This window comes from Anabaena sp. 54 (genome assembly GCF_017355725.1).
Lineage (GTDB): Bacteria > Cyanobacteriota > Cyanobacteriia > Cyanobacteriales > Nostocaceae > Dolichospermum > Dolichospermum heterosporum.
The window spans coordinates 112,174-126,301 of sequence record NZ_JAAVWA010000003.1; the positions used below are offsets into that span (position 1 = coordinate 112,174).

Below are 14,128 nucleotides of genomic sequence, written 5' to 3' on the forward strand. Positions count from 1 at the left end.
CATCCCACAAAATTGGATCATTTTTTTGTGGAGTTCTCTTAGCCCTCTCATCGCTTGCGGGGAGGGGGTTGGGTTTGGGGTTCTTGTTCCGGGTTTGATGACAATTTGCTGTAAATTACGAGTTAGGAAAAAGGAGGAAGAAAAGGAACTCTTTTCTCATTACCTTTTTCCCAACTTGAGATCAGTATAAATTTACACATATAATTATAAAAAACTAGAGGAAGAGCGATCGCAATTTTTTGTCTGATAGCGTAGCGTAAGCCATAGTTCTGGGCGGATTATGTTTAGAATGAAATAGCCCTGATCACTCTGGCTATTCCCAAAGCACCATTAAGGACTTTGTAAATGCGTAAGTCCTAATAGAAATCATTCTGTGCAGTTCTCTAATTGAAAGTTTCCGTCAATCGGAACGTAGGGATTTGAACCCTAGACCTCCACTACCCCAAAGTGGCGCGCTACCAAGCTGCGCTACGTCCCGTAAATGTGAACTTGAGATTTTAGACTTTTGGCGTGGGGATGATTCCAAATGTATGAATCTAAAATTAATTAAGTCACTCTCCTAAATATATCACAAGATCAAGAAAAATAGCAAGGGGTGATTCAAAAAACTTTTAACATTCCGACGGCTGGCAACAATTCAGCTACGGCTGAAGCCTCCCATTTACCTTCTGTCCCCCGTCCTGTATTGAGGATGAAGCGCAGATTGTAGGCATGAGCATAACCTTCCACCTCCATCCATAATAAATCACTTTCGGCTTCACAGGCAATTTTTTCCTCATCCATTAATTCTGTAGTTAGATGCTTCATGGTATCCGCAAGCTGATTAAATAGACGACAAAATTCGTTTAATTCTGCTTCGGTTAATTCTATTGCCCAATCTTCTGTGCCGACTAAGCCTTTAAATTCTGGTGCATCTGGATTCCAGCCTATGCGCCAACCAGTGCCGCTTTTGATGACTCGTTCCATACTGATTTATGCTCAAACTGCTGCTATTAATTGTGGAAATTATACCAGTTGGCTTTACCGATACAGTTAGTCTTTCACAATCTTAAATCTAAAATGCTATAATTTTTCAGCGATCGCCTTAGGATCTTGGCAAACATAATTTTGTAAACATTCCTAATTGGCACACTTTCCGGTTAGGATAGTATATCCGTTCTATTAAAACTCCTGTCCAGTAATTTTGGAAAATCCTATACTTAGAGGCAAAAATGGCAGCTAATACTGAGACTTCTGGCAAGCAAAAAGCGTTAAATATCGTCCTGGGACAAATTGAGCGCAGTTTCGGAAAGGGAGCAATTATGCGCTTAGGTGATGCCACCCGGATGAAGGTAGAAACAATATCCACCGGGGCGCTCACTCTAGATTTAGCCTTGGGTGGTGGTTTACCCAAAGGACGGGTAATCGAAATCTACGGACCAGAAAGTTCTGGTAAAACTACTATTGCCCTCCATGCCCTCGCAGAAGTGCAAAGAAATGGTGGTATAGCGGCATTTGTAGACGCTGAACACGCATTAGACCCTACCTACGCCGCTGCATTGGGTGTAGATATTGATAACTTACTTGTTTCTCAACCAGACAATGGTGAATCAGCATTAGAAATAGTTGACCAACTTGTGCGTTCTGCGGCTGTTGATATTGTTGTTATTGACTCCGTTGCCGCTTTAGTTCCCCGCGCTGAAATTGAAGGGGATATGGGGGATATTCACGTAGGTTTACAAGCTCGGTTAATGAGTCAAGCCCTACGGAAAATTACTGGTAATATTGGTAAATCTGGATGCACAGTTATTTTTATTAACCAGTTGCGGCAAAAAATCGGTGTCACCTATGGTAGTCCAGAAACTACAACGGGTGGTAATGCGCTGAAATTTTACGCTTCCGTGCGCTTGGATATTCGCAGAATTCAAACTTTAAAAAAAGGAACTGATGAATTTGGCAACCGGGTCAAAGTCAAAGTAGCGAAAAATAAAGTTGCACCACCTTTTAGAATTGCCGAATTTGACATTATCTTTGGCAAAGGAGTTTCTACCATTGGTTGTTTAGTGGATATAGCCGAAGAAACTGGTGTTCTTCTTCGTAAAGGTGCTTGGTATAGCTACAGTGGTGAAAATATTTCCCAAGGTAGAGATAACGCGATTAAGTATTTAGAAGAAAAACCAGAATTTGCTGCCAAAATTAAAGAACAGGTTCTGGAAAAACTCGATAAAGGGGCTGTAGTTTCTGCTAATTCTGTAGTTCAACCCCATGATGTTGAGGAGGAAGAAGAGATTGAGTTAGAAGAGGAATAAACAACATTAGGGACAATTCAATAAATTGTCTCTACGCCTTTTTTAAGTTTATTCAAGTTTGAAAATATATTCAGAGGCTTCAATTAAGTAGGTAAACAAAATAAAAATGAGGGGTATTGCGTTTTGTAAAATGGCTGAAACCCAATCAGAATCTCGCATTGAGACAACTTTACATACCGTTATATACCTTTAAATTTTTCTGTTCACCTACTTAGTCTAGTACAGCATGGTGCAAATAAAGCAACCATTCTTAATAGCCATTATGGGTTGGGGTAAATAAATTTCATGGTCTTATTGATGAATCGTTTTTTGGCGCAGACCCTGCGCCCCTACTTTCTGAATTTTTCATGGTCAGAATCTACTAGTACAGGTTGGCGTAAATAATATGACTATTAAAAGCTCCGAAAATTTGATTGATTACAAGGCTTGAAAATGGTTCATTCACTTAAACTGCACGGTACTAGAGAGTTTCTTAGTATACAAGGTCTTATGATTTATTTTTTGGAGTTCCCTTAACAGCTTTTAATTACAGCCAATAATTCACTGGGATGATGAATTAAAAAATCTGGGTTTTGTTTGCTGAGGGCTTCGGAAGAATTAAAACCCCAACTGACAGCAATAACTTTGATATTGGCTTTTTTAGCAGATTCTATGTCTCTAGTTTCATCACCGACATAAATTACTGCTTCAGGGTTGAAATGTTTTTGTCGCAACACATTATTAATAATTGTGGTTTTACCAAAAATAGTTACTCCTGAATAAATAAAGTCAAACAAATAATCTAAGTTATGACATTTAAGAAATTGATTGACGTTTTCTTGAGAGTTAGAGGTAATAATTCCCAGTTGATAACCTTGATTGTGGAGTTCTATTAATGCGGTATTAATTCCCTCAATAGGTTTTAATTCTGGGATTTTATGTTTTAATTCTCCTTTTACTTTTTTAACCATAAAAGGAATTTTGAATAGGGAAACACCAGAATATTTAATAATTTCTTTGGCTGTTAAATTTCTCAATAGGACTAGTTCTTGCGAATTAATCGGCACATATCCAAATTCCAAGGCTAAACGATTGGCAATAGTTACAAGAGCATCCACTGTATCAGCAATCGTCCCATCGAAATCAAAAATTATTACTTTCTGGGTCATTATTATGCCTGGATTTATCAAGATTAGCGCGAGCATTACGTCGTAACATTTCTGGTTTAATGCGTCGCAAGGCTGATGCTGTGAATCTTTTATCCCACTCCTCATTGGATATTTGGGCTAATTCTACCAGCTTGGGAGCTAAGTTTCCAGGATAGGGTTGAAAATCCTTGACATTAGTTGCTTGAGCAAATCGCTGATTCCAAGGACAAATATCTTGACAAATATCGCAACCTGCGATCCATCCTTGTAAATTGGGTGTGATGTCTGCTGGTAGTTCTTCGGCGCGGTTTTCAATGGTATGATAGGCAATGCAGCGATTAGCATCCACGATAAAGGGTTCGGTAATTGCACCTGTCGGACAGGCTTGCAAACAACGAGTACAGGTGCCACAATGTTGGGTGGATGGGCGATCGCTTTCTAGTTGCAGATTGGTTAATATTTCTGCCAAGAACACCCAAGAACCGTATTTTCTGGTAATCACATTCCCGTTTTTAGCAATCCAACCAATGCCGGCTTTTTGCGCCCAAACTTTATCTTGGACTGGCCCTGTATCTGCATAATAACGGGCTTTGACATTTTCGCCCAGGGATTCTAGCCAATTGGCTAGTTCTTTGAGCTTTTTGTGGATGACTTTATGATAATCTCGACCCCAAGCATAACGGGAAATTTTGCCATATTCATCCCCCTGGGGACGTTGATGGGGGGTATAATAATTTAAGGCTACAGATATGAGCGATCGCACTTCTGGCATCACTAAATTAATATCCTGACGCTTGGGATTTTTCATCCATTCCATGTCGGCGTGATAACCCATTTTTAACCAAGCTTGCAATTTTTCTGTCTCTGTCGTCTCTAAATCACCGACAGCAGCAATCCCTACTTCGTGAAATCCCAATTCTTTGGCTTTTGCTTTGACTGCTGCGCTGTCTATTGAGATATATTCATTCATTTTTAACTATTATTGATTTTATGACGATGGTAAAGTAGGTGAACACAATAAAACCAAAGTGTGTAAAGAAAAGTAAAATCGCCCAAAGCTTCTTCACTCTTGCCTCTTGCCTCTTGCCTTCCCAAAACAACAATTTTCAATGCTAACCTACTAATATTTTGAGTGGGTTATCTGTTGTTAACCCACTATTTTAACTGATTTCAATAACTTCTTACTCAAAATTCCCTTTAAGAATCTTCTGGAAACACCCATTTTGGGGGTTCTGTCATTTTTTTCCGCAATCTTTCTTCAGCTATTTCTAGCATTTTGTCTAAAGAAGTTTCTTCGATGAATTTTGAAGCTGATTCTCGATACTCAATATTGGGACATTGATCACCTAAAACACACCCGTTGACACAGGCTTCAGCACAGTTAATTTTTTGTTCCACCATCAATTCCTCTCTAATGTGGGTGTTTTTATTTTGTAAATAAATTTTACAACAACACTTGGTAAGTGTAATTCGGGTGCGTCTTTCCAGTAACTCTTTCATCACGCTTTTAAAGTTGGGGGATAAGTGCTGCACCACTATCAGCATAGCACGCATATAATCAACACTTTCAAGCTTCAGAGTTACATATCTTGATAACGTATCCCATGTTGGGGGATATTAGTACCTAACCTATATAATTAGTGTTGGTTTGTAATTTTAAATTGTGATGACTCTACCTAACTGGATTACTTTTTCTCGATTGCTGGGAATACCTTTTTTACTTTATGGTTTATATAATCCCACAAATGAAGCCAAATGGATATGTTTAACTATATTTTTAATTGCGGCTTTAACTGATTGGTTAGATGGATATTTAGCCAGAAAACTCAACCAAATTAGCGAATTAGGTAAATTTCTTGATCCTTTAGTAGATAAATTATTGGTACTTGCACCATTATTAGTATTAGTAGAATTAGGAAAAATCCCAGCTTGGGCAGTGTTCATAATTTTAGCACGGGAATTAGCGATCGCCGGTTGGCGAGTTAATCAAACCACCATCACCGGGGCAAATATTTGGGGTAAACTGAAAACAGTGAGTCAAATCATTGCCATATCTTTACTAATTGCCCCCTTATCACCAACTTGGCAAACTCCGGTTTTAATTACCTTTTGGATATCTGTAATATTGACAATTGTTTCAGGAGTTATTTATCTAATTCCTCAAAAAATTAGCGAGTAAAATCAAAGTAGAGCAAATTAAATGTCGAAGATAGAAGGCTTTAGAGTTAGAAATTACAGAGTTATTCGTGATATCACTTTGGGGAAATTATGGAACACACAAACTGCCAAGCCATTAACACCAATGACAGCCGTTATTGGTAAGAATGGTGTGGGAAAAAGTACCATTTTCGACACTTTTGGTTTTCTTGCCGATTGCTTAAAAAATGGAGTAGAAGAAGCTTGTTATGCTCATGGTCGTGGTGGCTTTGAGAAAATTCTCTCTCAAGGACAACAGGGAAGTATTGAGTTTGAAATCTATTATAAAGAAGATGGTAATGCCCGACCAATTACTTATGAATTAGCAATAGATATTGACTCATCTCGAAGACCTTATGTAAAAAAAGAGAGACTCAGACAACGCAGAAAAGGACAAGGTAAGGGACAACCTTTTTCTTTTTTAATTCTCAATGAAGGCAGAGGAATCGCATGGAAAGGTGAACAAGAAGGCAAACAAGATGATTTTGATGTGTCAGATTTAATGGATAAAATCCAAAGGGGTGAAGCAGAAAAAGAAAGCAAAGAAACCGAAGTAGTTGAACTTGACGATAAGCGAAAACTGGGAATTGCTACTTTAGGTTCACTTAAACAACATCCCCGAATTTCTATGTTTAGAAGATTTATTGAAGGATGGTATTTAAGCTATTTTACACCAGATGCTGCCCGCAGTTTACCTCTAGCTGGACCACAAAAGCATTTAAATACTCATGGAGATAATTTAGGTAATGTAGTTCAGTTTATGGAAAGAGAACATCCAAAAAAGTTTCAATCCATACTGGAAAAAATAGCCAACAAAATTCCCGGTGTCAACAAGATTAGCACTTCCCCAAGTCCAGATGGAAGACTGCTTTTATGTTTCAATGACAAAGGGTTTCAAGACCCATTTTACTCTCAACAAATGTCAGATGGTACACTCAAAGTATTTGCGTATCTTCTGATGTTGGAAGATCCATCACCACCACCATTTTTGTGTATCGAAGAACCAGAAAATGGACTTTATCATAAACTTTTAGAAACTCTAGCTAGAGAATTTCGAGAACACACTACAGGTCAAAAAGGTGGATCACAAATATTTGTGACAACACATCAACCATATTTTGTAGATGCCCTTGAACCTGAAGAAGTTTGGATATTAGAAAAGGGCGAAGATGGATTTGCTAAAATTAAGCGGGCTAGTGAAGATCCTCTGATTAATAATCTTGTTTCTGAAGGGTTGCCCCTGGGTGGACTTTGGTACAGTGACTACTTGGACGCAAGGTGAATATATGTACTTTGAGATATTAGTTGAGGATGTTTCCGGCAAAACTACTCCTTTTATGGACATTGATAATAATCAATCATTAAGCTTCTGTTATTTTCGAGATCAGCTTCGACGTTTAAGTGGGCAGTAAAGCAAGAAATGGCATTGACACTCCCCGGTCCAAAGACGCGGGGATTCTATAGAGAGTTTCAGTCTATATCTCTCAGTTATCCCAGCTTCAGGCAGGGTTCCTTAAATAAATATTTGGGTTCTTGCCCTGATCCTGTTTGCCATTACTGGCAGAATCATCTCTGACAAGCGTAACTTTCCGAGAGTCCCCCGGTAGGTTTTTAATGTCTTTGCTGACAGTCTGATTGTATCACGAATATGGATTAAAATACAATACAAAAAACCCTGGCGAAACTGACCAGGGTTGATTAGGAGAAAATTTGAATGACGATTAGATACAAATACCGAAGCGGGAAATTTTAGCTAACCCCCAAAGTAATTAGAACTATAGAAGTTAAAAGTAATATTGCTACTGCGCCTTGAAAAGCATACTTATTTTGTTGTGCCTTACTAGGAAATTCTGCGTGGTAAAGTTTTGGTTCTTTGGCGTAGTTGTTAAGAATGCCTTTTTCATCCGTTGTGGTATACATAATTTTTTTCTTTGGTTTGTTACTTTATGTAAACTAATATAACAAGATTGTTACAAAGTGTCAATAGAACTTGACAAAAAAATAATAGATGCTACTGATAAGACCCACTTACAGCAAATTGTCATCAAACCCGGAAGAAGAACCCCACCCCCAACCCCCTCTCCGCAAGCGATGAGGGGGCTAAGATGTACCTTATATGATTGGAAATCGCTGTATCTGGAATCAGAGAAGATATCCTTATTTAGCGGGTCAAGCTTTTCATATAGGTCAAAATTTTTATCAATTAACCTAAGCAAATTTTTATTAAAGTTAATCCGATTCGCTCCCTGATTGCTGATAATTTAGTGAAAGGAATCCCTTGGTGGTCTGATTTTTGGGAAAAATTGGTAATAGAGGATTTACAAGGATATTTATTTAACCAGTTGTTTTTCAATCGAGAAGGATTCATCATAATGGCAGAGAATAGTGAAGAAGATAAGCAGCATCTTATTTTTATTAAGGTATTTCAGCAAGCAATGAAAGGAACCTTTGCTAAAATGTATGCCAAAGTAGAGGCAGGAAAAGACCCTCCAATTAAGAAGAAGGTTGAACGATTAAGGGCAGAACTAAATTATTGTTATGATGACTTGTCATTTAAGGAATATTTGTCTGATTTTTTAGTAAGAGGGGGATTAAATAAGTATTTTAATCAGCATCAAGAAGAAATTTCACTACTCATTAAAAAAACACCTTGGCAAGAATTAATAATTTGGTCATTGTTAGCGATCGCTAGTTATAAACCCAAGGATAAACCCACCATTATTGATGATAGTTCATTACTAAACAATCAACAACTAGAAGAAATGTATCCTTTCTGTCCCGATAGTTTGGTATTTCAACGGACAACTCATTTTGCTTCATATATTTCCTATTGTTTTGAATATTGCGATCCTCAAAGTAAGGCAGCAAAATTTACACAAGAGTTTATAGATGAAGTGGAATGCGGACAGATTGACCCCAGTACATTATGGATTGGGGGAGCAATTGTTAAGGATTTACAGCAATTGGATAATTTTGATAATTCCCCTTTTAAGAAGGCGCATATTTATCGTAATCGAAATGAACTGATTGAAGCCTTGAAAACAGTCATTAAAAGAGACTTGGGGTTAGAAAAATCAAAATGATTGCGCCATTAATTCTCTATTTGGATGTTCCATTTGCGACTTTTAGGGAATCCCATGCAAGGGAAATGGGAAAAACCTATCCTGTGCCTCCTCCAGCAACAGTGTATGGGATGTTGTTATCTTTGGTAGGGGAAACGGATGTCTATCGCCACTGTGGGGTAGAATTGGCGATCGCTATGTTATCTAGTCCCAAAAAGTCACAAATTTTGCGTCAAATGAGAGGGTTTAAGAATACTGATTTTAGCCATCCAGAGAATGTTATTCCCTGTTATCAAGAAATTTCGTCTAATCTCAAGTGTTTAATTTGGGTTCGTTCTGATGAGGAGAAGATACAACCAAGTTTAAGGGAGAGGATACAGTTAGCGTTTGACCATCCTGACAGAGTAAAACGGTTTGGTTGTTTATTTTTCGGAGAAAGTGACCAGTTGATTAAAACGCTCAAAATTGTTTCGGAAGATTATCTAAAAGGGGTGAGACAATAGATAATTAGGGATAATAGAGGTAGGTTAACCTTACCCTATTGGGTTGATCATATGGGGTCAAGAAATACCCGATTTTTGAGGTATCGGATTGAGGAATTACCAAGTTTACCACCTCCTGATTTGGCGTGGACGATGATTCAATCTCCAAGTTGAAACCTCAGTTATTAGTGATTCGTGGCTTGATGCTGTTAGGCGTTGCTCAAATATCGAGATAAAATTACTGACTGCGATCGCATAAATTCTTGCTGTAGTATAACTTTTCCATGCCTAGTCCCTTGCTATGTCCTAAGTAGGTGAACAGAAAAATTTAAAGGTATATAACGAGGGAGATCCGAGAGATTGATCTCAATATGGTGGAGACAGATCACCTGATTCGGGGATTTTGTGAGGAGTTGGGGATTGAAGCACCGTTTTAGGGAGTGGCGAATAGAATAAAAGTATTACCCATTACCCATTACCCTATGCTAGTATCTTCCTCTCAACTTTACCAGCAGTTTATTCAACAGGTAATTGGTTTAAGTCAAAAAAAAGATTTTTCCTTAACTGCTTTAATGAGTAAATATGTGAGTATGAATTATCAACTTAAATTAGAGCAAATAGACAAGCTAAAAGTTTGGCTAGATGACTTTAGACCCTTTGACACAACAATGATCGCGGAACTCAAAAAGCTGTATGATGTCCGCTTTACTTATAACTCTAATGCCATTGAAGGGAATACTTTAACTCAAAGTGAAACCGAGTTAGTGTTAACTAAAGGAATTACAATTGGGGGCAAGACTCTCGATGAACATTTAGAGGTGATTGGACATAAAGAGGCGATTGACTATATTGAGAGTTTCGCCCAAAAAGATACAGAAATTAATGAATGGGAAATTAAACAAATTCACAATCTAATTCTGAGAAAAATTAACCCTGATGAAGCGGGTTGTTATCGGACTCTGGATGTAATGGCAGCAGGAACAAATTATCTTTACCCTCCCCATTATTTACTGTCTCAATTAATGGCAGATTTTGTAAACTGGCTCAATTCAGATGCTGCTTTAACGCTCCATCCTGTAGAATATGCTGCAATGGCTCATTATCGTTTTGTCTTGATCCATCCTTTTCGAGATGGAAATGGTAGAACGGCTAGATTATTAATGAATTTACTCTTAATTCGTGCAGGGTATCCCATTGTGGTAATTAATAATCAAATTCGCAATGATTATATTAATGCTTTGGCTTATGGACAACAAAACCAAGATGATTTAGGTCAGCTTTTTGGTTTGGTTTGTGATTCTGCTATCAGTTCGTTGGTGGAAACTTTAAGGTTATTGGTGACTGCTAGGAGTAGCAGGGAAAAGGGGCAGGTTTTTTATCAGGAAATTACTGATTTTATTGATAATATAGGAATCCGGTTTGATTCCTGATAGCGAAGCGTGGCGTTAGCCATATTTACTTGTGTGGTCAGGGAACAGGGAACAGGGAACAGGGAACAGGATAAAATAAAAGTATTAGCCATTACCAATTATAAAGAAAATGATTGCCGCTAAAGACAACAACCCCCACCTAACCCCCGAAGAATACTTTGCATGGGAAGAACAGCAACTAGAAAAACATGAATATATCAACGGTCAAGTTTACGCCATGAGCGGCGGTAGCATCAATCATGGTCGTATCGCCATCCGCTTTACTGCCATGTTTGACAGCCACCTAGAAAATACAGGCTGTATCACTGGAAATTCTGATATCAAAGTTAAGATTGTTGGCACTAATAACTACACCTACCCAGATGTTAGCGTCACCTGCGACGAACGGGACAAAACCAGCACCCAATATATTACCTACCCCTGCTTAATTGTTGAAGTTCTTTCCAAAAGTACCGAAGCCTATGACAGAGGTGGTAAATTTAGAATGTATCAAAATAACTCAGCTTTAATAGATTATCTGCTAGTCAGTTCCACCAGTATGGAAATTGACCTTTATCACAAAAATGATGCAGGAGACTGGTTAATTATCAACTACAAACCAGGTGACACCATCCAACTTAAAAGCATTAATCTTAACTTTCCCCTTGAACAAATCTATCGCGGTTTAAATCTTGAACCAGAGAATGGGGAATAATAAAAGCATTACCTAACTAATTACCTATTATCTATTAAGGAATGTGGATTAAATAACTTACAATTCTAAATGTTGTTGTGGTTTAGCATTAGCAACAGTGTTAACACTGTCGAAAATAACACCTTTACAAGCCCGACTTAGATGTGGAAACAGCCGATGCTCAATCGGATTGTACTTAGAAGTAATATCAAGTCTGGAAAATTGAACGATTTTTGATGCTAAGTAATTGGACAAAAATATTTACAGTCATTGAGAGCGAAGGGAAGCAATGACAACCCTTGCGATTGCTTCATTTCACTTCGTTCCATATGGCTAACGCCACGCAACGCTTACGCAATGACATTGTGGAATTAATTCTGTCTCACTACTTATGATCACACTTTCCTTGCACCTCATTTATCTTTCATACAGATAAAACTCTTCATGCGTCTGGGTTGTAGGTTTATTCAGCAAGCCCTACCTATTAGCTTCAAAAACTAAACCCATAACTCTGCCGGATTGTGTTGGAAGCATAAGCTTGCCGTCGCGGTAAAATTATGGGTAAGGTCACAAACTCCTATACAAGAGTAGATTTTTTAAAATGGGCAGTACCAGACTCGAACTGATGACATCCTGCTTGTAAGGCAGGCGCTCTACCAACTGAGCTAACCGCCCGTTTCTTTCACTCAATTAATATAGCATAGCTTTTCTAAATTTTGCAAGTCTTTTGAGAAAAATTTTTTTGCTCGATGGAAAAGGCTGATGGGAATGGAATTGAGCTATACTGACTCAGGATTTCACTGTTAATTTTATATTTTTAATTTTCCTAAGATGCCCTCTGGTCAAACGCACGATCGCATTACTATTTGGTCTATGCCTGTGGTGGCGGGTGTAACGCTGGGTTCCACTCACAGCAGTAATATGACTTTGTTGGTGGCGGGTGGGTTTATGTTTGGGGGGCTGATGTTTGGTCCTGATTTAGATATTTACTCCCGTCAATTCCAGCGGTGGGGGTTGCTGCGGTGGATTTGGCTACCTTATCAAAAAAGTCTGCGACATCGCTCTTTTTTATCTCACGGTCCGATTATTGGCACAACTTTACGGGTGGTGTATCTGACGACTTTTTTGGCGTTGGTGGCGATTGTGGTTGTGATGATTTTCGCCAAGTTGGGAAATGTGGCTTGGAACTGGGGGGAACTGTGGGGAACTGTGGGGAAGACCATCTATATGTATTATGGAGAATTTTTTGCCCTCTTTGTCGGCTGTGAACTCGGTGCAATGAGCCATTCTTGCAGTGATTGGACTGTTTCTGGTTATAAGCGCTTTCAAAAACAGGGTATTCAAGGTTTACTCCCTCGTGGCAAAATTAAGAAACGTAAAGTTAGCCCCGGTCGTCGCAGTGTCAAAAAGCGGTAAAAAGATGGAAATTAATCAGACTTTAGAGGCGTTACAAGAGTTAATAAATGTGGTGGCGAAATTGCGATCGCCTGATGGTTGTCCTTGGGATTTAGCACAAACCCCATCAAGTCTAACTCCCTATGTGATTGAAGAAGCCTATGAGGTGGTAGACGCAATTCAAACCGGGGATAAAAAGGCTATTTCTGAAGAATTAGGTGATTTATTATTACAGGTAGTATTACAGGCGCAAATTGCCAGTGAAACGGGTGATTTTTCTCTGCAAGAAATCGCTGAGGGTATTTCTCAAAAGTTAATACGTCGTCATCCTCATGTATTTGCTGATGTGACTGTGGCAAATATGGAAGAGGTACACAAAAATTGGGAAACCATCAAAGCAGCGGAAAAAGGAGAAACTGTAGAAGAGCAAAAACTCAGTGATAAATTGAATCGTTATCGTCGCAGTCTTCCGCCATTAAATGCAGCTATGAAGATATCTGAAAAGGCGGCTAAGGTTGGTTTTGAGTGGAACAATGTAGATGAAGTTTGGGGCAAATTTCATGAAGAGTTGGGGGAATTTCAACAAGCTTTAGCTGAAGAAACTAAAGAAAGACAAGAATCCGAATTAGGTGATTTACTATTTGCCATTATTCAAATTGCCAGATGGCATAAACTTGATCCTAGTGCGGGTTTACAAGGGACAAGTCAGCGATTTATTCAAAGGTTGCAAAAAATGGAAGATGTAATTGAACGTCCGTTGACAGATTATAGTTTAGAAGAATTAGATGCCCTGTGGCAACAGGCTAAAGCTCAACTTGGTCATTAGACATCAGGTGAATTTAAATATTCTTTATGACTTTTCAAGAGGTCTATGAATGGTTAAATAAAAATGGAGTTTTGAAAAAGTTTGTCTACTTAGATGAAGAAATTTTAATCGCTTTAGATGGGACAGAATATTTCTCATCTAAGAAAATTAGTTGCCCTCATTGTAATTTTCGTAATCATCGAAATGGAACTACAACTTATTTTCATGGCTGTGTCACACCCATTGTAGTTTCTCCTAATCAAAAACAAGTAAAGTAATTAATTTAGAACCAGAATTTATTAAAAAACAAGATGGACATCAAAAACAAGATTGTGAAAATGCGGCTGTTAAAAGATGGTTAAATAAGAATCATCAAAATAAGTATGGTTATGCTGCAACCCTTTTAGGAGATGACTAAAATGCTAAAATAAAGCCAGATATAACAAAAGTAAAATTGTAATTTTTTATGAAAACACATTCAAATGGATAAAATTTTTATTCTTGTTGACATGAATCATCAATAGGTAAATAGGTTCGTGTGATAAAATCCAAATATATTGGGTTTTGTAAAATTGCTAAAACTCAACAACAATAACGGATTGAATCAACCTTACATACCGTTACATGATTTGAATTTTTCCAGCTAACCTACTGCTAACCAAAGTTGACG

The 14,128-nt window shown here is 38.1% G+C and carries 16 protein-coding genes, 2 tRNA genes and 1 pseudogene; 11 read left to right on the forward strand and 8 right to left on the reverse strand.

Going from position 1 to position 14,128, the window contains the following annotated elements:
- Positions 1-404: 404 nt before the first annotated feature.
- Both HEQ36_RS05090 and HEQ36_RS05095 read right to left on the reverse strand, forming a co-directional pair.
- A tRNA-Pro gene (locus HEQ36_RS05090) sits at positions 405-478 on the reverse strand.
- A 122-nt stretch (positions 479-600) separates the two neighbouring features.
- Complete coding sequence (locus HEQ36_RS05095; protein WP_168634828.1) at positions 601-966, reverse strand: DUF1818 family protein; 366 nt, start codon at positions 964-966, stop codon at positions 601-603.
- Between the two features lie 245 nt (positions 967-1,211).
- Between HEQ36_RS05095 and recA the strand changes: the two genes are divergently transcribed.
- Positions 1,212-2,288, forward strand: a complete 1,077-nt coding sequence (gene recA, locus HEQ36_RS05100; RefSeq protein ID WP_053538605.1) for a recombinase RecA — start codon at positions 1,212-1,214, stop codon at positions 2,286-2,288.
- A gap of 512 nt (positions 2,289-2,800) precedes the next feature.
- Here the strand turns inward: recA and HEQ36_RS05105 are convergent.
- The 3 genes from HEQ36_RS05105 to HEQ36_RS25985 all read right to left on the reverse strand — a co-directional run bounded on the left by HEQ36_RS05105 (position 2,801) and on the right by HEQ36_RS25985 (position 4,813).
- Positions 2,801-3,436, reverse strand: coding sequence for an HAD-IA family hydrolase (locus tag HEQ36_RS05105; RefSeq protein ID WP_053538604.1), 636 nt, complete (start codon positions 3,434-3,436; stop codon positions 2,801-2,803).
- Entirely contained in the window at positions 3,411-4,385 is a 975-nt protein-coding gene (queG, locus tag HEQ36_RS05110; protein ID WP_168634829.1) for a tRNA epoxyqueuosine(34) reductase QueG, read from the reverse strand. Before queG ends, HEQ36_RS05105 begins: the two co-directional genes overlap by 26 nt.
- Positions 4,386-4,612: 227 nt before the next feature.
- Positions 4,613-4,813 (reverse strand): hypothetical protein, encoded by a 201-nt coding sequence (locus tag HEQ36_RS25985; protein ID WP_053541223.1) that lies wholly within the window; start codon positions 4,811-4,813, stop codon positions 4,613-4,615.
- A gap of 268 nt (positions 4,814-5,081) precedes the next feature.
- Between HEQ36_RS25985 and pgsA the strand changes: the two genes are divergently transcribed.
- The 3 genes from pgsA to HEQ36_RS05130 are packed head-to-tail and all read left to right on the forward strand — an operon-like array spanning position 5,082 to position 7,023.
- Complete coding sequence (pgsA, locus tag HEQ36_RS05120; RefSeq protein WP_027402315.1) at positions 5,082-5,594, forward strand: CDP-diacylglycerol--glycerol-3-phosphate 3-phosphatidyltransferase; 513 nt, start codon at positions 5,082-5,084, stop codon at positions 5,592-5,594.
- Positions 5,595-5,615: 21 nt separating this feature from the next.
- The gene (locus tag HEQ36_RS05125) at positions 5,616-6,893 is read left to right on the forward strand and encodes an AAA family ATPase (protein WP_168634830.1); all 1,278 of its coding nucleotides are present in this window, start codon (positions 5,616-5,618) and stop codon (positions 6,891-6,893) included.
- Positions 6,894-6,897: 4 nt separating this feature from the next.
- Positions 6,898-7,023 (forward strand): hypothetical protein, encoded by a 126-nt coding sequence (locus tag HEQ36_RS05130; RefSeq protein WP_257720897.1) that lies wholly within the window; start codon positions 6,898-6,900, stop codon positions 7,021-7,023.
- 337 nt (positions 7,024-7,360) lie between these two features.
- Here the strand turns inward: HEQ36_RS05130 and HEQ36_RS05135 are convergent, their stop codons facing one another.
- The gene (locus tag HEQ36_RS05135) at positions 7,361-7,531 is read right to left on the reverse strand and encodes a ssl1498 family light-harvesting-like protein (protein ID WP_053538602.1); all 171 of its coding nucleotides are present in this window, start codon (positions 7,529-7,531) and stop codon (positions 7,361-7,363) included.
- A 344-nt stretch (positions 7,532-7,875) separates the two neighbouring features.
- On the opposite strand from HEQ36_RS05135, the gene cas8a1 reads away from it, so the two are divergent.
- The 4 genes from cas8a1 to HEQ36_RS05155 all read left to right on the forward strand — a co-directional run bounded on the left by cas8a1 (position 7,876) and on the right by HEQ36_RS05155 (position 11,279).
- Positions 7,876-8,694 carry a CRISPR-associated protein Cas8a1/Csx13 gene (gene cas8a1, locus HEQ36_RS05140; protein WP_053538601.1) on the forward strand — a complete coding sequence of 273 codons (819 nt, stop codon included), beginning with the start codon at positions 7,876-7,878 and terminating at the stop codon, positions 8,692-8,694.
- Positions 8,691-9,176: a CRISPR-associated protein Cas5 gene (cas5, locus tag HEQ36_RS05145; RefSeq protein WP_233455364.1), complete on the forward strand. Its 486-nt coding sequence runs from the start codon at positions 8,691-8,693 to the stop codon at positions 9,174-9,176. The genes cas8a1 and cas5 overlap by 4 nt, the downstream gene beginning before the upstream one ends.
- A gap of 461 nt (positions 9,177-9,637) precedes the next feature.
- Positions 9,638-10,585, forward strand: coding sequence for a Fic family protein (locus HEQ36_RS05150; RefSeq protein ID WP_168635494.1), 948 nt, complete (start codon positions 9,638-9,640; stop codon positions 10,583-10,585).
- 109 nt (positions 10,586-10,694) lie between these two features.
- A complete protein-coding gene (locus tag HEQ36_RS05155) occupies positions 10,695-11,279 on the forward strand; it encodes a Uma2 family endonuclease (RefSeq protein WP_053538600.1) in 585 nt (194 codons plus the stop codon).
- A 57-nt stretch (positions 11,280-11,336) separates the two neighbouring features.
- Here the strand turns inward: HEQ36_RS05155 and HEQ36_RS05160 are convergent, their stop codons facing one another.
- Positions 11,337-11,513 carry a hypothetical protein gene (locus tag HEQ36_RS05160; RefSeq protein WP_199308373.1) on the reverse strand — a complete coding sequence of 59 codons (177 nt, stop codon included), beginning with the start codon at positions 11,511-11,513 and terminating at the stop codon, positions 11,337-11,339.
- 347 nt (positions 11,514-11,860) lie between these two features.
- A tRNA-Val gene (locus tag HEQ36_RS05165) sits at positions 11,861-11,933 on the reverse strand.
- Between the two features lie 156 nt (positions 11,934-12,089).
- Between HEQ36_RS05165 and HEQ36_RS05170 the strand changes: the two genes are divergently transcribed.
- From HEQ36_RS05170 to HEQ36_RS05180, 3 genes and pseudogenes are all read left to right on the forward strand, one after another.
- Positions 12,090-12,674 (forward strand): metal-binding protein, encoded by a 585-nt coding sequence (locus HEQ36_RS05170; protein WP_168634832.1) that lies wholly within the window; start codon positions 12,090-12,092, stop codon positions 12,672-12,674.
- A 4-nt stretch (positions 12,675-12,678) separates the two neighbouring features.
- Positions 12,679-13,479 (forward strand): nucleoside triphosphate pyrophosphohydrolase, encoded by an 801-nt coding sequence (gene mazG, locus HEQ36_RS05175; protein WP_168634833.1) that lies wholly within the window; start codon positions 12,679-12,681, stop codon positions 13,477-13,479.
- 29 nt (positions 13,480-13,508) lie between these two features.
- A pseudogene (locus HEQ36_RS05180) lies at positions 13,509-13,873 on the forward strand (ISNCY family transposase); the annotation flags it as partial.
- Positions 13,874-14,128 lie beyond the last annotated feature (255 nt).